The sequence below is a fragment of the Photobacterium sp. Ph5 genome (genome assembly GCF_022129445.1).
Lineage (GTDB): Bacteria > Pseudomonadota > Gammaproteobacteria > Enterobacterales > Vibrionaceae > Photobacterium.
On the sequence record NZ_JADQAQ010000002.1, the window covers coordinates 1 to 19,005 of the forward strand.

The following is a 19,005-nucleotide window of genomic DNA, read 5'->3' on the forward strand; positions in this document are numbered from 1 at the left end:
GACTTGCTGCTTCAGCGATAGCTGCAGCATCAATAAAGTCATTTTTATTGCCTTTTACATATTGAGGAGGAATGAGTTGAACCTGATGACCAAAATCAGCACATTTACGCGCTAACCAATGTGCACCACCACATGCTTCAAATGCGACAGTGGTTGTTTCTAAATTTGCTAGGAATTTAAGAAGTTGGCTTCGATTATATTTCTTACGTAGCACTTCTTTACCTGCGTAATTGTGTGCGACAGCATGAAAGCAGTGTTTACCTAAATCGATACCTAAGATGTGGATAGTAGACATATGGTTCACCTCTTTGAAAGCCTACCCTAAGCCTAACGGCTTAGGATGAGGCGGACCATATAATTAAGCGACGATCTATCTCTAGACCATCGCTCTCTTAAGTACTTATCAGTTTATTCTTGGCAAATTAGGCTCGCAACTTTTGCTTCTCTTTGTGGCACATACCATGAATCCAATCCAGCTTGAACTAACTGTGTCGCTTGTTCTGGTGTCATTGTGCCATTTAAGACAGCAACACTGGTTTGATCAATTTGAGCCTCAAAACTCTGTTTACCCCGAGATAAAATCTGCGCAGCACTTCGGATAGTAGAATCACACTCATTACGCCATCCCATCATTTCCTTCGCTATCGGGTTTTCAACCTCGAAGAAATGGTTAGATAACGAGAAGAAACCAGGAATAGCGTTAGTCAATAGCTCAGCATACTCCGCCGTTGTCATCCATTCTAATAACGCTTTTGCCGCTGGATTATTCTGTGCCTTGGTATTTAACCCTATACCAATATCAGTATGATCACTGAAGTAACATTCATCACCGCGATTTTCCACCGGAGGCGGAAATACGCCAAAATCAAGCTGTCCTGTAAAGGTGCTGATATCCCAAGAACCTGCAGGATAAATAGCTGCCTTCCCTGTTTTGAACAATTCTATAGAATCGGCATATTTACGAGTCTGATAACCCTTACCTAAAAACTTATTCCAATTCGCTAACTCCTGAAACACTTGTCGGTATTTGGGTGAATCAAAACGCTCAGTGCCGTTAATCAACCCTAATCGCCCATCTTCGCCTTTCCAGTAATTAGGCCCTATATTTTGAAAGCCCATAGTACTGGCTTCCCATTTATCATTCGTGCCCATTGCTAAAGGCACATACTGACCATTATTTTTAATCATATTCAAAACATGATTAAACTCAGCTGTTGTTTTAGGTATGCTTAAGTCGAGTTTTTTAAATACGTCTTTATTGTAGAAAAAGCCATGGATCACAGAGGCCATCGGTAAACAGAATGTCTGAGCACCTGAATCAGTTTGCCAAGGACTCAATGCAAAGCTCGGGAAGTTTTCCATTCCAGCCATTTCTGTAATATCGCTAAGATGTCCCTGACTAAACAGCTTTAACGAACCATCAAATGGACGACAGGCAATTAGGTCACCAGCGCTACCATTGGCAAGATTAGTATTCAAGTCATCGAGAAATGAGGTTAACCCTTCTGGTGAGCGATAGGTGATTTTAATATTAGGATAATGTTTATTAAATGCTGGAATAATCTTCTCTTTCCAAATCGCATCATCTTGTCGCCAAGAATCAACTAATACCGTACCTTTTAGTGAAGAATCATACACTTCTGCACTCACTGATAGCGATGAAAAACCAGCAAATACAATACCACCCACAACAAGACTACGACATAAGGTTGATTGAACCTTTGTATAAAAAGGAGAAGCTATTATCTGTTTCATATTTATACCTTAAATCGTTCAATCAATTGGCGTTGCTCTGCAGCTAGTTTTGACAGCGACTCACTACTGTTTGCAGACTCACGAGCTTCTGATTCTGCGTTATAAGCAACACTCGCAATCCCATTAATATGCTCAGCGACATCTTGACTCACTGAAATCTGCTCTTCGGTGGCATGAGCAACTTGTTCTGCCATCTCAAGAATAACGTGCATACGATCTGCTATCGTTTGTAATGTTTCATCGGTTAAGCGTGTCTGTTCAACACATTGTTCCGTTTGTTTATGACTTCTCGCCATGACCTTAGTTACCATTTCAGCGCTGTGCTGAAGGTTATCGATCATCTCATTTATTTCTTCTGTTGATTGTTGAGTTCGATTTGCTAAAGCACGTACTTCATCAGCAACCACTGCAAAACCACGCCCTTGCTCACCCGCACGTGCAGCCTCAATCGCCGCGTTAAGAGCCAACAAATTCGTTTGCTCAGCAATGCCACGGATGACATCTAAGATACTACCGATATTCACCGTAAAACTTTCTAGTTTACGCGTTATATCCACCGCCTCAGTAATGTCAACCGATAGCTGTTCTGTGATATTTCTACTATTAAAAACCAAGTCTCGCCCTTGTTGTGCTGCTTGATTTACTTCATTTACTTCACTCACAGTAAGATCAGATGAACGTGAAATTTCTTTCGCGCTGACTTCTAATTCAGAAATTGCAGCAGCAACTTGATCTGTTCGTTGTTTTTGATCTTCGACACGACTCATTGCTTGCTCGCTTGTAACGGCAGTTTTATTTGCCTCTGTTACTAGTTGTAATGAGCCGTCGTTAATTTTGGTAAGAATTTCAGCCATACTTTCAGATAGCTGATCAATTGAGCGAGACAGCGCACCAAATTCACACTGAGATTGGTAATTAGTACGTTGAGTCATATCGCCCGCCGTCATCTTACGTAGCACCGCATTAATACGTGCTAATGGCGTGTGGATACTTTTTGCTGTTGTGAAGGCAATAATTAACGCTATCGCACCAGAAATCAAACAGGCAATAATAATACTGTACGTCGCTTGGTTGGCTGCAGCATCAGCAGCATTTCGACTATTAGATGCATTGCTACTCGCATACTGCATATAGTCATTAAGTGCCGTTTGAGTAATAACAACCTGCTGATTAGACTGTTGATTCAGCGCTGACAGTTGACTTTCTAGCTGGTTATTTTCAGCCATAACTGCCAACAAGCCTGTTTTACCCAATGCTAAATCATGAACACGTTGTAAATTACGCGCATAACGCGCTTTCACATCTTCCGGCACATTAATACGCTCTAAACCTTGTTTTGCTAATTCAATATCTTTAGCAAGTACTTGGCTTAGTTTTTCAAAGTTAGTGTTTTTATTAGCACGACGAACATTTTTTAAGTCACGACTAATACCACTGGTAATAAGTTCTGCTCGATTGCTTAAAGAACGTTTTACACTCGCACGTTGAAGTAATAAATTCGCGGCCCATTGATAAGTATCTTCTAATCGAAGAAACGACAAATTAAGCTCTGTTAATCGGTCATTAACAGCAACCCATTGATTGTGCGTGTTAATTGTTTTTTGTGATAATTCAAAAAACTTATCGGCTGCAGCGAGCGCCGTTGAAAGTTTTAGTTTCGCTTCCTCATCAACAGCATATTGCAATGCTTGTTGTTTTGCAGCGTTAAATTCACGTTGAGACTGTGATACCGCTTCTTTCTTTTCTGCTAATAAATTTGACGATTGAGTAGTTCGATAATCAACAACTGTTAGTTGATTTTCACGTAAACTCGCGAGTAATTGACTGGCAGATGTAACCATAGGCGTCGATACCTCTGTTACATCAGTAAGACGATCATGGATCCTACTAGTATTGATATAACTAATACTTCCAACTACGGCAATAAGAATAAACATTATTATAAAGCCGACAATGGTGCGCTGTACTATTGATAATGACATAACATGCTTCTATTTATAATTAAATCACGCCGCAGCTGATTAAATAAGATAAGTATAAATATACTTATTTCACGGTTCTAAATAAAAAATTAACAACAGAATCAATATCAAGATCACACTTTATTATTTAAATAGTGGTAAAGGTATTTATTAATTTTAACAAAAACCCTTATAAATTCCAATTTGGTATTAAGTTACAGTTTTTTTAAATTAAAAAACAACTAATGCGATATACCTCATATAAATACTTTTAATTTTTACTTATCTCACTTAATTAAACTTAGCGTATATGCAACAATATACCTTTATAATTCAAAGATTGATGATAAGAGATAATTCCATGCAACTTTCTATCTATTATTCGGAATCAACAGACCCATGCTTCAACCAAGCGATTGAGGAAACACTCCTAAAACAAGCCAATAGTCACAATATTATTGCTTTTTTATGGCAAAATCAGCGTTCTGTTAATATAGGAAGAGACCAAAATCCTTGGCGTGTATGTAAGCCAAAACTACTTCGGAATGAAAATATTAATATTGTTCGGCGTCATACAATTGGCGGTGCTATATATCAAGATTTGACACATACAAATATTGCGTTAATCGGCCCTACTCATTATTTAACTCAAGCCATAATTGAACAAATATTAATGGGAACATTTGAGCCACTAAAAATTGATATCACAATATCTGATGACCTTGAGTGTTTAGTTGAAAACAAAAAAGTTTCTAATACAGCACTATCAATCTCAGAAAATTATTTGTTTTTTCACACTACCTTAAGAGTAAATACCTCTCTTACTGATATATCAAAATATATGAATAGTCGTTATTCTATTCTCAACCATCAAAACCTTGAACGATCTTATACCTCAATCAATCAACATGTTCGTCCATTAGAGCATAATGAATTATGTCATTACATTAGCGATAGTATTCAAAAAACACTCAATCTTAATGTTGAGAATACCATTATTGTAAATAACCAACATCCAGACTGGATTGAGTTTAGTACCAATTTCTACCGTCTGAAAAGTTGGGACTGGAATTATGGTCAGTCACCTAGTTTTATTGAATCATTAGAGACTAAATTTTCATGGGGACAAGTAGAACTCAAATTAAACGTTGATGATGGAGTCGTCACCAAAATCTACTATGACGCACCTATTGAATACCACAATATGATGAATGACTTAAGCCAAGCTGCGATTGGTTATCCCTTTAACGCCAAATCTATTATATCCATTGTGTGTGGACTGCTACTCACTCATTCAGGGCATTATAATGAACTAATGGCACTCTCCGAATGGTTACAACAAGAAATTGCATAACGCTAAAGGTGCTAACTTTTAAGGAAAAATTTACTTTTATGTCTATATATTGAACTAAATCAAGTGAGCATCAATTACACAAATTTTCTCATTAACAACTTCTTGACTTTGGCAGAGGCGGCACCAAATCTAGCTTATCTGCTTTTCCCACAGAGTTATGCACAGCTTCTGTGGATAATCGGTACGATTTGTGACTTCTTTCTAGACTTATACCAACGATAGCTTTATAAATATAACGAATAGGAATAACACAAAATAAGCATTAAAATTCATAAGGTTAAATTAAAATACCACAAATATTAACCTTGAATTATTATTAATTTCACTTTATTTATGGCATGAAAATACTGTGAATAAATCACTTTATTTACTCATAATTCAACACAACTTTATAATAAATTTATGCTATACCCCATATAGAAAACATACATAAAAAAAACACCAGCTTACACTGATGGTTTTTAATTAAGAGTAAATCAACTAACGCCTCTTACGTCTTAAAAATGTCATCATTCCAAGTAAAACTAAAGATAAAGCACCAATATGACCGCCACTTCCACTATCATCTTTCGCTATATTACAATTATTAGCTGAAATACTGTCGTTACAATCCATTTCAGCGTCCGCTTTTTCTTTGGCTAAAAATTCAGGTAATGTGATAGCTTGCTCAGGTAATACAGCAACAGATTCATTAATCCAACCATAATAAGTACCTACTCGGGCATAAAACGTTGGACGTGTTAATGAGCCACATTGAGGCTCACCTGCTGAACCACCACTCACAATACCAATTTGAATCCAGTTACTATTGTTATCTTGGGTTAATAGTGGCCCACCGCTATCGCCGAAACAAGCATCCGGACCAATCAAGTCAGAGCCTTCAAGTTTACGAGCGGGTAATGTACAGAGTTTAGTCGTGTTTGATGGACTATCGATAAAAATACCGGCAGGATCTTGAGACTCAAAGCGCTCATAACATTTATCAATTGGAAAACTTGCTAGTGTTGTTTCCAACAAGGTATCTGATGTATCACCTTCATAGGCTAAGTTATTTTCTTCCGCTGTCTCTTCATCTTCTGACGTTGATATTGCTTCTGTAACCCCCCAACCTTGAACTTTGACGTTCTCTGGAAGATCTTTCTCGTTCCACTCAGCCTTTAATTTATCATCAAGTTCAACAGCTAAACTGGTTGATGCTAACGTAACTTTACCGACGCCATCAAAATCACGATTAACTCGAATTAAAGCAACGTCATTATCTAATGCCGTATTAATAATCTCGGTTTCAAGATCAATACCGTTATCGGATGAAACTTGCAATAAAATAAGAGGATTATAATCAGGGTGAACAACAACATGAGTCGCCGAGTAAATATCTTTAATATCTGCTGACGCATTATCAACAAGGCCAGTGGTTACCGTAATATCTGATGGTGCTGTTACAGCCAATCCTGATGCCCCTGCTCCTCCACCGATAACGACACAGTGAGCAGCTGTTAATAACCAGCGATCATTTAAAACAGTTGCACCGCAAAAGTGTGACTCATTCGCTTTATTAAAACGCAGTGACGCCATGAAGTTATCTTCAGTTGCGACCGTGACTTCAGAACCACCAATAATATACGGCGTTGTATTATGTTGTTCTGTTTGTGCGTAAACAGAACCACTTAGTCCTAAAGCAATACAGACACTCAAAGAGTGAGTTAATTTGTTCACCATCATTAAATCCTTTTAAAATACAGCTCATTTAATGATACCGAATACTCTTCATTGCTTGCTTAGAAAGATAAACGAGTTGCGACAGGCTTCTTTTTTCTATGTAACTTGTTTTAACAAACATAGAAAATATTAAACCAAGCCCACAGCAACTCATTTTAATTGTTATTAGCTACGCTTTCTTCTTAACCAGCCCATTGCCAGCAATGACATCACGAAACTTACGCCAACTGAGCCGCCACCACCTCCACTATCGGTGTTATTAGTATTGTCTTTGTCTGTTGACTCATCTTCAAAAGGTACTGGGGCTGGAAGAGTCGGTGTTTTTTCAGTAATGACATTACTGATCCAATCATCATAACCACCAACACGAGTGTACACATCGGGAAGACCAATCGCACATTCTATAGTTCCAAAGCTGGTGATACCTAACTGAATTTTAGAACCGTCTGCTCTTTCATAATAGAGCGGACCACCACTATCGCCTCTACACACACCAACACTACTCTGTTCAAGAGTACATAACTTTAAAGTATCAACACCACTTGATAACCAACTGCCGTTACTAGCCAGCATTTTGTTATAACACTCATTAGTAGGAAAATAACTAAGCTCAGTTTCCATTAAAACATCTGACCCAAAAGTAACACTATTAGATGTTAACCCCCAACCTTGAGCAATTAACTTTTGATTGCTATCAGATATTTCTGATTCGATTGTAAATGCTTCTTGCTCTGTAGGTAACGAAACAATAATGCCATTATCTACATTACGTGAAACAGCGATAAGTGCAATATCATTGACATAAGGCGTCTTTAATTGAGTTTCACTCGTACCTTCTACTAGAACTGTTCCCTCAGGTAAATAATCGGGATGCACAATAACTTCAACAGCCTGATAAGTATTGTTCGGCTCAAAATCAGAACGCCCTGTTACACCTGCATAAATTTTAATATCTTCTGTAGGTATCGTTTGCAATGAGGCATTTTGCGAACCTGTTCTTATACAGTGTGCTGCGGTTAATACCCAACGTTTAGCAATTAAACTTCCAGTACATTCCCAAGTCCCAGCTTGAATATACACAGTTGATAATTCTTCAGGATTTGTCTGAACTTCATTACCACCAATAATATACGCACTAATATCACTTTCTGATGCCGTGGCAGAAAGAGGAAAAGACACTATTCCCGCAATAGCTAGCCCCAACGTTTTTATTTTATTCATACAAGCCTTCTTAAATAGCTATTATTTTATTTAGACCTAACAAGATAACAAATAATTAACAGGCAAATATGTGCAACATTAAAATTAGTGACATAGAACAAATATCTACAAGAAGATGGACTTATTTTTCATACGATCTCTTACTTGTTCATAGAGACATTAAAAATCTAGAATATCGAGTAAATATCAGACGTTAAAAAGGTTAAAAATTAATTACTTTTTAGTTGGCTTCTGGATAATTTCCTATGACATTTTGCTTCTATTGGGTACTAAACAGTCTGATGTACTATAAATTTCGTGATCTCGCGCTTGTTTTCTTCCCTTCTGTTTATTTGATGTGCATAATGTGCCCACAATAACTCTATGGACAATTCCCATGACTATCGAACAAGCTTTAAAAGATCGTAGCGAATCAAAATGTGAACTATGTTCTTCTGAAAATAACCTAGCTGTATACGCAGTTCCAGCGTCTGAAGATAAGAGCGCAGGCTGTAGTGTATACCTTTGTGATACTTGCCGTGGTCAGCTTGAAGATCCAGAGACAACAGATGAAAACCACTGGCGTTGCCTAAACGACTCTATGTGGAGTCAGGTTCCAGCTGTACAAGTAATGGCTTACCGTCAACTTAAGCGTCTTTCTTCAAAAACTGACTGGGCAATGGACCTAGTTGACATGATGTACCTAGAAGATGATGTTAAAGAGTGGGCTGATAAAGGTCTTGTTGAAGAAGAACAAGCTGCTATCCCTACTCTTGATGCAAACGGCGCTAAGCTACAAGCTGGTGACAACGTAACTATCATCAAAGACCTTCCTGTTAAAGGTTCTAGCATGGTAATTAAACGTGGTACGCCTGTACGTAACATCAGCCTGACTGATAACCCTCTTCACATCCAAGGCCGTGCAGACGGCGTTCAAATGGTTATCATTGCAGCATACACTAAAAAGTAATTCTTTAGTCTTCGCTGATCATAGATAAAAGAAAGCCCTTAGCGATCTTATCGTTAAGGGCTTTTTATCCACTACAGATTTTTATTTTAATTTCTTGATAACAACCGTATTGGCTAATTTATCATGCCAACCTTGTTTTCGCTTATCCCAGCCAACGGCAAGCAAACCTAATCCTAACGGGATTGCTGATAGAAAATAACCTAAGTAGCGAATAATAAATTGCTTAACCGTAGGTTTATACCCTGTTGTAGCATCAACAATGATCGACTTCATTGCCATTTTCCCTGGTGTCGCTGATTTGTAGAACCAAAAAAGCATAATGCCGATAAATGGTAAACCATAATTAATAACTACATTCACAGGATCAAAAGTCGAGCTTGTTCCCACCGAGAAGAAATCACCATATAAACTATACAATAATGGTGCAGTGACTAATGTGACAACCAATGTATCAACAATCGTTGCGACAACACGTTGCCAAAAGCCCACATAAATTACATTACTGCGACTATAATCAGTCATATTTTCCAAACTTACGATTAATAATAAAGTTAATCATACGCTTACCTAATGAAGAATACGGTGAATATAATAGCTTCATAGATGACAATGAAGCTTGATACATTACTGGGCGCATCTTCGATAAACGCTCAAAGCCTTCTTTGCCATGATAATGACCTATCCCACTATGGCCTGAACCACCAAAAGGTAAATCATCTTGCGCTACATGTAACATTACATCATTAATTGTGACGCCACCTGAACGTGTCTGCTGAATAACCTTTTGTTGTAAGTCTTTATTGTTAGAAAAGAGATATAAGGCCAGTGGTCTATCACCTTTATTTATTGATGATATAACCTGCTCTATCGATTGATAGCCAATGATAGGTAAAATAGGGCCAAAAATCTCACGCTGCATGACTTGCATAGTATCATCCACACCAGTAACAAGGTGGAGTGGGAATTTACGCGAGTTCAAATCTGGCTTTGAATTGGGGATCAAATTATAGATATCGGCCCCTTTCGCTTTTGCATCTTCTAATGTCGTTACTAATCGTTCAAAGGACTGATTATCAATAATTGACGTGTAATCTTGATGGTTTATATCAACAAAGCGCTTAGCAATAATCTTTTTCACTTTCGTTACAACTTCTGGTAACAAAGCCTCAGGAACATACAGGTAATCTGGTGCTACACACGTTTGACCACTATTGTAAGTTTTACCGCCTAAAATTCGCTCTAATGCCTTATTGAGATCGTAGTCATCTGCAATAATGACAGGAGATTTCCCCCCAAGTTCTAACGTTACTGGAACAAGGTTTTTCGCTGCATTTGCCATTACGGCTTTGCCCGTTGTACTTGAGCCTGTAAAGACTAAATGATCAAACGGTAATGCAGAAAATGCTTTACCTGTGCCTCCTTCTTCCGCAATAAAGCGCAGCTTTTCTAGCTCAAATGTATCTGTAAATAACTGCTGTAACAATCGACAGAGTTCTTGGGAATTTTCAGACATTTTCACCATCACTGAATTACCCGCAGCAATCGCGGCAACTAATGGTGCAATAGCTAAAAATAAGGGATAGTTCCACGGCACTATAATACCAACAACGCCAACAGGTTGAGGTATCACTCTATTTTTAGCGGGTTTAAACCACAGCGAGGTATGACGTTTTTGTACTCTCATCCAACGAGACAGATTTTTTTGTGTATATTTAATACACTCAATGCTGGTAAATATTTCTAGCAATGCTGTTTCTGAAGCCGAACGCTGACCAAAGTCCTGTGCAATCGCATGGCAAATAGCATCTTGATTCTGCGTAATTAATAACGAGATCTTCTCTAAATCTGTTAACCTTTTTTGTAATTCAGGCATAGGGCATTGTAAAAACGCCTGTTTTTGTTGTGTTATATATTGATCTAACTGCTCATCCATCCGTATTACTCTCATCACAGAATCAAATTAAAACAAGATAAAGAAACGTTGCATAGATTGTAAACGTATCGTAAACACAGATCTTTATACTCTAATTCGTTAGCTTATGGGAATGAATAAATACAATACATTACATAGATATACGCACTATGCGATATTTTAGACTACCCTCAATAACAAAGGGGATGAGTAGAAGGTTTTAGATATGTCAGTACCTATTTTATATACACTAAGACAATGTCCTTATGCCATTAGGGCAAGATTAAGCCTGACACTTGCTGAACTTGAGTTTGAGCAACGTGATATTGATTTAAGGCGAAAGCCTGCCGAAATGTTAGACATAACACAGAAAGGAACGGTGCCTTTACTTGTGTTAGAAAATGGCGATTATATTGATGAAAGTTTAGAAATCATGATCTGGGCTTTGAACAAAAATGATCCTCATAATTTACTATTGAGTCATGCTCCTCACTTCTTTCCTGAAATGCTCAGCCTTATCGCAAGAAATGATCATAAATATATTTCAGCATTAGATCACTATAAAGCCGATGCTCGCTATCATAATCCAGAAGTACCAATATATCGTAAACTTTGTGAATCATTTCTAAACGATCTCGAAAACCGTTTGTCCAATCATCAGTATTTAATGACAGACACACTGAGCCTAGCTGATTACGCGATATTACCTTTTATACGACAATTTTCACATATTGAACGTCAATGGTTTAGACAAACTGATTATCCAAATATAAAGCAATGGTTAAGTAGCCTTTATCAAGGCCCTATTTTTTCAAAAGCAATGAAAAAGTATCCATTATGGGATAATAGTAGAAGTACAGTCACCAATGAATACAATGACGTAACCATGACGAATTAGTGAATTAGTGAATTAGTGAATTAGTGATGATTTTGTTTGGAATCAGCATAACCCTAATCCAAACGAAGTAAGTACTTTAAAAAAGACTTTATTACCTTGGTATTTCAATACCAGCAAAAATATTGGATACGAGTTTTTTGCAGGTCCTGAGATAGGTAACTTTTCTCGCAATAACGATCTAAATAGCTTAATACGTTAATTCTAATAGTAGAAACCAGACAAGTTCTTCTCTCCATTAGCTTGTCTGGTATTCGAATTACTTATTACGGCTCAAGAAATATTCATCCTGTAAGATATACATTCGCTTAATATCGCAATACTTACCATTAATGAAGATCTCTTTCACTAAATGGCCTTCCTCTAAGAAACCACATTCTTCATACAGATGGATCGCTTTTTCATTCTCAACTGCCACATGCAAATATACTTTATGAAGATTAAGAATCGTAAACGCATAGTTTAGTGCACGGTTAATTAAAGTACGCGCGTAACCATTACCCTGAAAATCAGGTGCAATAATAATTTGAAATTCCGCTGTACGGTGAATATTGTTAATTTCCACCAGTTCAACAAGACCAATTGACTCTTCATCTTCATTTTCAACAATAAAGCGACGCTCAGTACTATCATGAATGTGTTTGCGATATAGCTCTTCAAGCTCTGCAAACGACTCATAAGGCTCTTCAAACCAATACGCCATAATCGTGCGATTGTTATTTAATTGATGAATAAAGCGAAGATCAGTGCGCTCTAATGCACGTAGACGAATAACATTACTCATATTTTATCTATATCCTTGATAGTAATGGTACAGTAAAGACAAAAGCCTTACTGCTAATGCCGTAAAAAATACCATTTAACATCACAAAAAAAAGAGAAAACTTGTAACAAGATATTCTATAAAACGTTGTTAATAATATATGGTTAAAATTGACTAACTTAAGGCGTTGTGACCATTTCCGATATCAATTCAAGAAAGCAACGTACTTTAGATGCTACATGTTTACGTGTTGGATAAAGCGCATATACATCAACCTGAGGAAAGATGTAATCTTCAAAAAGTATCTCTAACTCGCCTGATTGTAGTTGCGACTCAATATAAAACTCTGGAACACGAATAATACCGTGACCATCAGCAACTAAAGCTAATGATATTTCAGTATTATTACTTCTTGCACGCTGATGTACTTCAACCAACGTTTTATTGCCCACACTATCAAAATATTCCCAAACATTAGATTTTTTTAGATTGCTATAACAAAAGCAATGATGAGATGCTAATTCTGAAGGATATTTAGGTTGACCATATTCTTTTATATAATCTTTAGAGGCAACAGTGCAAATTCTACTGCTATAAATACGTTTACAGATCAAACTCGATTCATCTAATTTCGCAGTCGCACGGATAACTAAATCATAACCGTCGGCAATCACATCAATAGGCTTATCACTCATATCTAGATCAAGTGTTACTTCAGGGTATCGAGACAAATAGGTTGTGAAAACATCAGCTAAATAATGTTTACCAAACCAAACTGGACAACTAACTTTTAGCGTTCCTTTTGGCTCAACGGTACTTTGTGTTATTTCCGCAATAGCTTGTTCTGCATCACTTATCAGTTGTACACACTCTTGATAATAAGTCTTCCCTTCAGGAGTTAAAGCAATGCTCCTTGTGGTGCGATTAAGTAATCGAACCCCTAATCGGCTTTCAAGTTTGGCGATTTCTTTACTTACATAAGAATTAGAGTGCCCTGTAACTTCAGCAGCTGCACCAAAGCCACCGCACTTCACTACTTGGACAAATACTGTGATGCCATCAAACAATTTATTATTAGCCATATGGAATCTATCTAATCACTTTTAGCATATTAATTACACCTGAACTCTAATATACACTCTGCACAAAGGTTAACAACGGCATGTTGTTAAAAGACTTGTGGATATGGGGATTTAAAAATGAAACTACTTGCTTTTGCGGCATCTAACAGCCAGCACTCCATCAACCGTGCATTAGTGACTTATGCAGCATCACAAGCTAATACCGATGACGTTGAAATTTTAGATCTTAATGATTTTGAGATGGCGATTTACAGTATTGACCGTGAAAATAATTCAGGCATTCCAGAACAAGCACAAATCTTTTTCGATAAGATTGGCCAAGCGGATACTATTTTAATTTCGTTTGCGGAATATAATGGATCATATACATCGGCTTATAAGAATGTTTTCGATTGGACCTCACGTATAGATCAAAAGGTATTCCAAAATAAACCTGTGATCATGCTAGCTACTTCTCCGGGTCCTGGTGGCGCTGCAAGCGTATTAAATAGTGCTGTTACGTCTGCACCTTATTTTGCAGCCGAGGTGGTAGGGTCATTATCTATACCTAGTTTCTATCAGAATTTTGATTTAGAAAAAAACAAATTGATTAACGATAGTTTAAACCAGGAATTAGTCGCATTAGTTAACAAATTAGGACAGTAATTGTCCCCGAAAATATAAATTTAAGTTGATGATTTTTTTAAAAAAATAAATTTATATTATTTTAACCGAAATAAAATACCTATTATCACTTTCTACTTAATTAATACAAAATAATTAACTAAGTAGAAAGGATGATAATTATATGAAATCTCTTACCGCTTATTCATCGTTATCAATAAATAAATTAAATTTTGCTATACTCACAGGCTCGTTATTATTAACATCGTCTATTCATGCAGCTGAACTTGAAATAACCATTACTAATGCGACAAAAAATATTTATTTCACCCCACTTTTAATCGCATCCCATCCTAACTCTCAATCTCTATTTCATGTCGGTACATCGGCTTCTGAGCAATTAAAATCCATGGCTGAAGGTGGAGATATTAGTGGCTTATCCTCTCTTATTTCTAACGCAGGTGGCGATGTCACTGAAAACCCTGCGAGTGGTATTTTAGACCCAGGACAATCAACCACAACCACTATCAATACTACACATAATCACCTTTCACTATCAGCTATGTTACTGCCAACAAATGATGGTTTTGTTGGATTAGATAGCTGGGAGATCCCCTCGAAGGCGGGGACATATACCATTATGCTTAACGGTTATGATGCAGGAACAGAAGCCAATGATGAGCTCTCTTCAAGTATGCCAAATCCACCATTCATAACATTTGGTTTAGGGGGAACTGGGGTCGAAACCAGCATTCATAATAACAAAGTGCATATTCATCCTGGTACTGTTGGCGATACAAATCAAACTGGCGGACAAAGTGACTTAAGTAGTACAGATCATCGTTGGTTAAACCCTGTGGCTATCATGACAGTGACAGTTAAATAAGGAGTCTGTAATGAAGCTTTCCATATTCCCCATTGCAGCAAGTATTCTAGTTTTATCTGGATGTCCTAACAGCAATAGCGATAGTCATAATGAGCCAGTAATAAAAACCTACACCATCACAGTCAGTAACTTAACAAATAACCAGCCGTTATCACCCATAACAGCTATCGTGCATAGCAATAATTACAACTTATACACTATCGGAAATCCAGCTAGTGTGAGTTTAGAAAAACTTGCAGAGTCAGGTGACAACAGTGAATACCTTGCCATTAAAGATAATAATGATAATGTTTATGACGCCGTTTCTGGATCTGGAATTATAGCGCCAGGTAACAGTGAAAGTGTGAGTGTTACAAATCCTAATGAGCTCGCATACCTTTCAATCGCCAGTATGTTAGTCAACACCAATGACGCTTTCATTGCAGAGAGGAGCCAGAAGATCAGCACATTGGCAAAAGGAGATAGCATAACCTTAATGTTAAATGTTTTTGATAGTGGCACTGAAGCTAATAGTGAAACAGCAACCACAATCCCAGGCCCAGCAGGTGGTGGAGAAGGATTTAATGAGCAACGAAATGATACAAACAATCAAATCACTGTACATGCGGGAGTGGTAACTGCTACCGATGGATTAACAACATCCACATTAAATGCTACCCACCGATTTACAAATCCAGCAGCAAAACTCACGATTACTCGCTCTAATTAATTGCATAACTATTATAAGATTGCTGTATTACATATACAGCAATCTTCTTTCACTTACGTATTCAGGTTGCCACCATCACACTTGATGCTTTAATAACAAGCACTGCTTCTTTTCCCACAGCAAGCCCAAGGTATTCACACGATTTCTTCGTCAAAATAGATGTTAATTCAACGTTAGGTGCAACTTCAACGGTGACTTCAACATTCACAGCACCAACGTCAATATTAGTGACAATACCTTTTAGCTGATTTCTTGCACTTAGCTTCATTTTTCCGCCCTACATGTCAATGAAATGCTCAACAAAGCCGAATAGCTCTACTATATAAATCCTTTTATAGTGTAGATAAACAGTTAATATTTACGACAAAGAATAATTAAAATATCTCTACCGAAAGGAATATTGATTAAAAATAAGACGCTTTTACTATAAAAAATATCGTAACTCTCTATTTTATTATTAAAAAAAACGTTATCGGTAAGATTGCTCACATTTAAACGTTCGAAACGTGAAATTCGTATAACTTTGTATCATGCTTAAAGAGCAGTAGCGTTAAAGGAGTACGCTTATGAGCACAAGGTTATGCGAAACTGCCAGCCTAGAACTCGAAGTTCAAAGTGCTGTGCAGCAAATCCTAACTACTATGGCGTTGAATCAGTCATCAAACAGTCATAGTGCGAAAAAAAGTGCGTGTATCTTTCAAAATAAGATCACTTACACGCTCTACCTACTTCTACAATCATTTCAAGGAGAGTCTCTTAATACCATTAGCAAACACTGCCATTATGGTTCTGATGTCAGTTTTCAGAATTATGATCAAATGAGTCAGAAACTAACTGAGGTTATTCGCCAATCTCAACACGACTTTGCTATTAAAGCAGCCAATAGACGCGGAACACTTACCCACATAACTCATAAAGAAACAACTGAATTGATTGAAAAAACATTTAATACTGAATGTGAAATGGTCATTTCTGCTTTGTCTATTCAACAAATAACAACACTCATTAACTCATTTACAACACAGGAAGATATAACGAAAAGTCTCGATCTTGTCTTCGGCCGAGTGATTGTTAACCAAGACATCGATGAGGGATTTCAGCTCTCAAAACAAGCAACATATAAACTTGTTGAACAAATTTCTCACTCAATTACTGGCGAACTATGCCAACTTATTTTAACGCAACATATCAGTCAGCAACACCAAGAGGATTTTGAGCAATATTTACTCACAGTCAGAACACTTGCAGAGCATTTTGTTAACCAATCATATTTACTCAATACTCCTTTTCTAATAGATAAAACTGATTTCGATAATTTAAAATAACTATAGTTAGCAGGGTTATTCCTGCTATCTATCTTCATCCTTATCTTGAACATTATGAAATAATACGTATGATCGAAACGTCATCGTTACCTTATATAGAATAAAGCTTTTATTATGTCTACATTACTAAATTTTATAAAGATAAACTGGAAAGTTATCACCCTACTAATTTTAACTCTAATTACAATTCTATCACTTTCACCTCAGCCAAGTTTACCTCAAGTACCAGGAACAGATAAAACACATCACTTTATCGCCTATAGTGCATTGATTTTTGCTATCGGATTAAAAATGCCTAAAAATTGGTATTGGTTATTTATCGGATTTATTGCATGGAGCGGAGCAATTGAATTAATCCAGCCTTATGTAAATCGTTATGGTGAATGGTTAGATTTAGCCGCTAATACGGGAGGATTAATCTCAGGTTTTATTCTTGCTCGTATTTTTTACAAGATATTTTTATCAAAGTAAAACATACATAATAATAATAGTTAACAACTTTATTATTTGCATTTCGCATTAAACAATACGGTATTTGTAAATTTAACGTAAAAACACACAGATAATATTTGATTTAAGTCACTTTTTTTCTACACTACTTACTCTGATAATGAGGAGGTAATAAAAAATGACTTACAATATTGGTAGAACTACTTATTATCCTCACTTAAGTCTTATCAGTGTTGATAATCAAGAAGTTACCCTTGAATTTAATGAAGCGAAAATTCTTAATTTCCTTATTAACAACACCAACAAAATCATAACAATAAACAAAATAAAAGATATTTGTTATCCAAACGACAGTCATGCAGAAGATATTATTACCGATGCTATTAATAATATAAAAGTTTTAATCAACAGCCACCAAAATAGTAGTACTTTTTTAATCTCTCATTTAGGTTTTATCTATTTGAAGTCAATCGGTATTGATAAAGGTGAGGCTAGTTTTCTAAAACGTTTTCTTATGGTCTTATCACTACTTTTAATGTTAATGTTAATGTCATTTTTTTTATTATCCAACGCACCCAAAAAAGAATACATTGATGATAACTTATACTCATATCAAATAAACAATAGAGATCACACAGTTAAAATCATAAATAACATTGATAATAATATAGATAACAAGATCATTGATCGATTAAGATTACTCAATGAAAATATAACTTTTTTTTACTTCGAAGATAAGAAAAATATTACTTTTTCTATCTTAAGAGAAAATAACACCAACAATAAAAGTCATATTGTTAATATAAAAAACAAAGAGCTGCTATTTTCAGAATTAGATAGAGTACTAAATATATGAAGCGTTATTACTTTTTATTCACATGCTCATTCTTATTTTTTATTTTTTCTACTAGCTATTGTATGAACCTACACTTCATGACTGACTTAGATGGTTTTTGGCATGCATATGAAGTAAAAAAAACATCTAAAAGTGAAGCTGCAATAACCGAGCGAAATATAAAAATAGCGCATGACTCCTATAATGCCACTACCACACAAAAAGGGGGGAAATATCATCACTTGGTTGTATTTGAATATAACGGAATCATTGATCGTAGTACCGATAACTGCTTCAACTTTAGTACTCGCAGTTCCGCATTAAACTACATATCAAAGAGAATACATAATCGAGATCTATCTGATACTTACCAAAACATCAATAATCTTACTCAAGGTACAGGTAAAATGCTCTATTACAATTCAAATATCAGCGTCTTAGAGTACAAAAGACAAAATAAGTTAGTTATTTACACTCGTCTCATCTAAATGCGAGACATCGGAAGCATTAATGAGCAAAAAATCATCAATTACGTGCCTGAATTTTTATTACTATCTCATTTGTACTAAAAATAAGATTGCTAATT

The 19,005-nt window shown here is 36.3% G+C and carries 20 protein-coding genes; 10 read left to right on the forward strand and 10 right to left on the reverse strand.

Translation table 11 applies throughout. The features are described 5' to 3' along the window. From I3259_RS00875 to I3259_RS00885, 3 genes are all read right to left on the reverse strand, one after another. The coding region (locus tag I3259_RS00875; RefSeq protein WP_238027886.1) for a transposase at positions 1-295 on the reverse strand (295 nt) is incomplete at its 3' end. Between the two features lie 113 nt (positions 296-408). Then, positions 409-1,755: an ABC transporter substrate-binding protein gene (locus I3259_RS00880; protein ID WP_238027887.1), complete on the reverse strand. Its 1,347-nt coding sequence runs from the start codon at positions 1,753-1,755 to the stop codon at positions 409-411. A gap of 2 nt (positions 1,756-1,757) precedes the next feature. Further along, positions 1,758-3,737 carry a methyl-accepting chemotaxis protein gene (locus I3259_RS00885; protein ID WP_238027888.1) on the reverse strand — a complete coding sequence of 660 codons (1,980 nt, stop codon included), beginning with the start codon at positions 3,735-3,737 and terminating at the stop codon, positions 1,758-1,760. Positions 3,738-4,077: 340 nt separating this feature from the next. Here I3259_RS00885 and I3259_RS00890 point away from each other — a divergent pair, with 340 nt between their 5' ends. Beyond that, entirely contained in the window at positions 4,078-5,070 is a 993-nt protein-coding gene (locus tag I3259_RS00890) for a lipoate protein ligase C-terminal domain-containing protein (protein ID WP_238027889.1), read from the forward strand. A 480-nt stretch (positions 5,071-5,550) separates the two neighbouring features. Here I3259_RS00890 and I3259_RS00895 read toward each other — a convergent pair whose 3' ends face one another. Together I3259_RS00895 and I3259_RS00900 are read right to left on the reverse strand one after the other, a co-directional pair. After that, positions 5,551-6,789, reverse strand: a complete 1,239-nt coding sequence (locus tag I3259_RS00895; protein ID WP_238027890.1) for a trypsin-like serine protease — start codon at positions 6,787-6,789, stop codon at positions 5,551-5,553. A 165-nt stretch (positions 6,790-6,954) separates the two neighbouring features. Further along, on the reverse strand, positions 6,955-8,010 hold the full coding sequence (locus tag I3259_RS00900; RefSeq protein ID WP_238027891.1) for a serine protease: 1,056 nt from the start codon (positions 8,008-8,010) through the stop codon (positions 6,955-6,957). 376 nt (positions 8,011-8,386) lie between these two features. Between I3259_RS00900 and I3259_RS00905 the strand changes: the two genes are divergently transcribed. Beyond that, the gene (locus tag I3259_RS00905) at positions 8,387-8,959 is read left to right on the forward strand and encodes an alkylphosphonate utilization protein (RefSeq protein ID WP_238027892.1); all 573 of its coding nucleotides are present in this window, start codon (positions 8,387-8,389) and stop codon (positions 8,957-8,959) included. 81 nt (positions 8,960-9,040) lie between these two features. Here the strand turns inward: I3259_RS00905 and I3259_RS00910 are convergent, their stop codons facing one another. Further along, positions 9,041-9,481: an RDD family protein gene (locus I3259_RS00910; protein ID WP_238027893.1), complete on the reverse strand. Its 441-nt coding sequence runs from the start codon at positions 9,479-9,481 to the stop codon at positions 9,041-9,043. Next, a complete protein-coding gene (locus I3259_RS00915) occupies positions 9,474-10,892 on the reverse strand; it encodes a coniferyl aldehyde dehydrogenase (RefSeq protein WP_238027894.1) in 1,419 nt (472 codons plus the stop codon). The genes I3259_RS00910 and I3259_RS00915 overlap by 8 nt, the downstream gene beginning before the upstream one ends. A gap of 205 nt (positions 10,893-11,097) precedes the next feature. Between I3259_RS00915 and I3259_RS00920 the strand changes: the two genes are divergently transcribed. Next, the gene (locus I3259_RS00920) at positions 11,098-11,769 is read left to right on the forward strand and encodes a glutathione S-transferase (RefSeq protein WP_238027895.1); all 672 of its coding nucleotides are present in this window, start codon (positions 11,098-11,100) and stop codon (positions 11,767-11,769) included. Between the two features lie 256 nt (positions 11,770-12,025). On the opposite strand, the gene speG is transcribed toward I3259_RS00920, so the two are convergent. Both speG and I3259_RS00930 read right to left on the reverse strand, forming a co-directional pair. Continuing rightward, a complete protein-coding gene (gene speG, locus I3259_RS00925) occupies positions 12,026-12,550 on the reverse strand; it encodes a spermidine N1-acetyltransferase (protein ID WP_105062386.1) in 525 nt (174 codons plus the stop codon). Between the two features lie 158 nt (positions 12,551-12,708). Next, positions 12,709-13,611, reverse strand: coding sequence for a LysR family transcriptional regulator (locus I3259_RS00930; protein WP_238027896.1), 903 nt, complete (start codon positions 13,609-13,611; stop codon positions 12,709-12,711). Positions 13,612-13,728: 117 nt separating this feature from the next. On the opposite strand from I3259_RS00930, the gene I3259_RS00935 reads away from it, so the two are divergent. From I3259_RS00935 to I3259_RS00945, 3 genes are all read left to right on the forward strand, one after another. Next, positions 13,729-14,256, forward strand: coding sequence for an NAD(P)H-dependent oxidoreductase (locus tag I3259_RS00935; protein ID WP_238027897.1), 528 nt, complete (start codon positions 13,729-13,731; stop codon positions 14,254-14,256). 142 nt (positions 14,257-14,398) lie between these two features. Further along, entirely contained in the window at positions 14,399-15,100 is a 702-nt protein-coding gene (locus I3259_RS00940) for a spondin domain-containing protein (RefSeq protein WP_238027898.1), read from the forward strand. A gap of 10 nt (positions 15,101-15,110) precedes the next feature. Further along, entirely contained in the window at positions 15,111-15,809 is a 699-nt protein-coding gene (locus I3259_RS00945; protein WP_238027899.1) for a spondin domain-containing protein, read from the forward strand. A gap of 61 nt (positions 15,810-15,870) precedes the next feature. Here the strand turns inward: I3259_RS00945 and I3259_RS00950 are convergent, their stop codons facing one another. Further along, positions 15,871-16,077, reverse strand: coding sequence for a TOBE domain-containing protein (locus I3259_RS00950; protein ID WP_238027900.1), 207 nt, complete (start codon positions 16,075-16,077; stop codon positions 15,871-15,873). A 298-nt stretch (positions 16,078-16,375) separates the two neighbouring features. Between I3259_RS00950 and I3259_RS00955 the strand changes: the two genes are divergently transcribed. The 4 genes from I3259_RS00955 (at position 16,376) to I3259_RS00970 (ending at position 18,907) form a co-directional block, all read left to right on the forward strand. Then, positions 16,376-17,134, forward strand: a complete 759-nt coding sequence (locus tag I3259_RS00955; protein WP_238027901.1) for a hypothetical protein — start codon at positions 16,376-16,378, stop codon at positions 17,132-17,134. A gap of 114 nt (positions 17,135-17,248) precedes the next feature. Further along, the gene (locus tag I3259_RS00960; RefSeq protein WP_238027902.1) at positions 17,249-17,605 is read left to right on the forward strand and encodes a VanZ family protein; all 357 of its coding nucleotides are present in this window, start codon (positions 17,249-17,251) and stop codon (positions 17,603-17,605) included. Positions 17,606-17,762: 157 nt separating this feature from the next. Next, positions 17,763-18,440, forward strand: a complete 678-nt coding sequence (locus tag I3259_RS00965) for a hypothetical protein (protein ID WP_238027903.1) — start codon at positions 17,763-17,765, stop codon at positions 18,438-18,440. A gap of 77 nt (positions 18,441-18,517) precedes the next feature. Then, positions 18,518-18,907, forward strand: a complete 390-nt coding sequence (locus I3259_RS00970; protein WP_238027904.1) for a hypothetical protein — start codon at positions 18,518-18,520, stop codon at positions 18,905-18,907. The last annotated feature ends 98 nt before the right edge of the window (positions 18,908-19,005 follow it).

Coding starts and splice junctions, on each gene's coding strand:
- I3259_RS00965 (WP_238027903.1), top strand. CDS start 17,763: ATGACTTACAATATTGGTAGAACTACTTATTATCCTCACTTAAGTCTT.
- I3259_RS00945 (WP_238027899.1), top strand. CDS start 15,111: ATGAAGCTTTCCATATTCCCCATTGCAGCAAGTATTCTAGTTTTATCT.
- I3259_RS00930 (WP_238027896.1), bottom strand. CDS start 13,611: ATGGCTAATAATAAATTGTTTGATGGCATCACAGTATTTGTCCAAGTA.
- I3259_RS00905 (WP_238027892.1), top strand. CDS start 8,387: ATGACTATCGAACAAGCTTTAAAAGATCGTAGCGAATCAAAATGTGAA.
- I3259_RS00895 (WP_238027890.1), bottom strand. CDS start 6,789: ATGGTGAACAAATTAACTCACTCTTTGAGTGTCTGTATTGCTTTAGGA.
- I3259_RS00935 (WP_238027897.1), top strand. CDS start 13,729: ATGAAACTACTTGCTTTTGCGGCATCTAACAGCCAGCACTCCATCAAC.
- I3259_RS00970 (WP_238027904.1), top strand. CDS start 18,518: ATGACTGACTTAGATGGTTTTTGGCATGCATATGAAGTAAAAAAAACA.
- I3259_RS00940 (WP_238027898.1), top strand. CDS start 14,399: ATGAAATCTCTTACCGCTTATTCATCGTTATCAATAAATAAATTAAAT.
- I3259_RS00900 (WP_238027891.1), bottom strand. CDS start 8,010: ATGAATAAAATAAAAACGTTGGGGCTAGCTATTGCGGGAATAGTGTCT.
- I3259_RS00915 (WP_238027894.1), bottom strand. CDS start 10,892: ATGGATGAGCAGTTAGATCAATATATAACACAACAAAAACAGGCGTTT.
- I3259_RS00955 (WP_238027901.1), top strand. CDS start 16,376: ATGAGCACAAGGTTATGCGAAACTGCCAGCCTAGAACTCGAAGTTCAA.
- I3259_RS00890 (WP_238027889.1), top strand. CDS start 4,078: ATGCAACTTTCTATCTATTATTCGGAATCAACAGACCCATGCTTCAAC.
- I3259_RS00885 (WP_238027888.1), bottom strand. CDS start 3,737: ATGTCATTATCAATAGTACAGCGCACCATTGTCGGCTTTATAATAATG.
- I3259_RS00910 (WP_238027893.1), bottom strand. CDS start 9,481: ATGACTGATTATAGTCGCAGTAATGTAATTTATGTGGGCTTTTGGCAA.
- I3259_RS00960 (WP_238027902.1), top strand. CDS start 17,249: ATGTCTACATTACTAAATTTTATAAAGATAAACTGGAAAGTTATCACC.
- I3259_RS00880 (WP_238027887.1), bottom strand. CDS start 1,755: ATGAAACAGATAATAGCTTCTCCTTTTTATACAAAGGTTCAATCAACC.
- I3259_RS00950 (WP_238027900.1), bottom strand. CDS start 16,077: ATGAAGCTAAGTGCAAGAAATCAGCTAAAAGGTATTGTCACTAATATT.
- speG (WP_105062386.1), bottom strand. CDS start 12,550: ATGAGTAATGTTATTCGTCTACGTGCATTAGAGCGCACTGATCTTCGC.
- I3259_RS00920 (WP_238027895.1), top strand. CDS start 11,098: ATGTCAGTACCTATTTTATATACACTAAGACAATGTCCTTATGCCATT.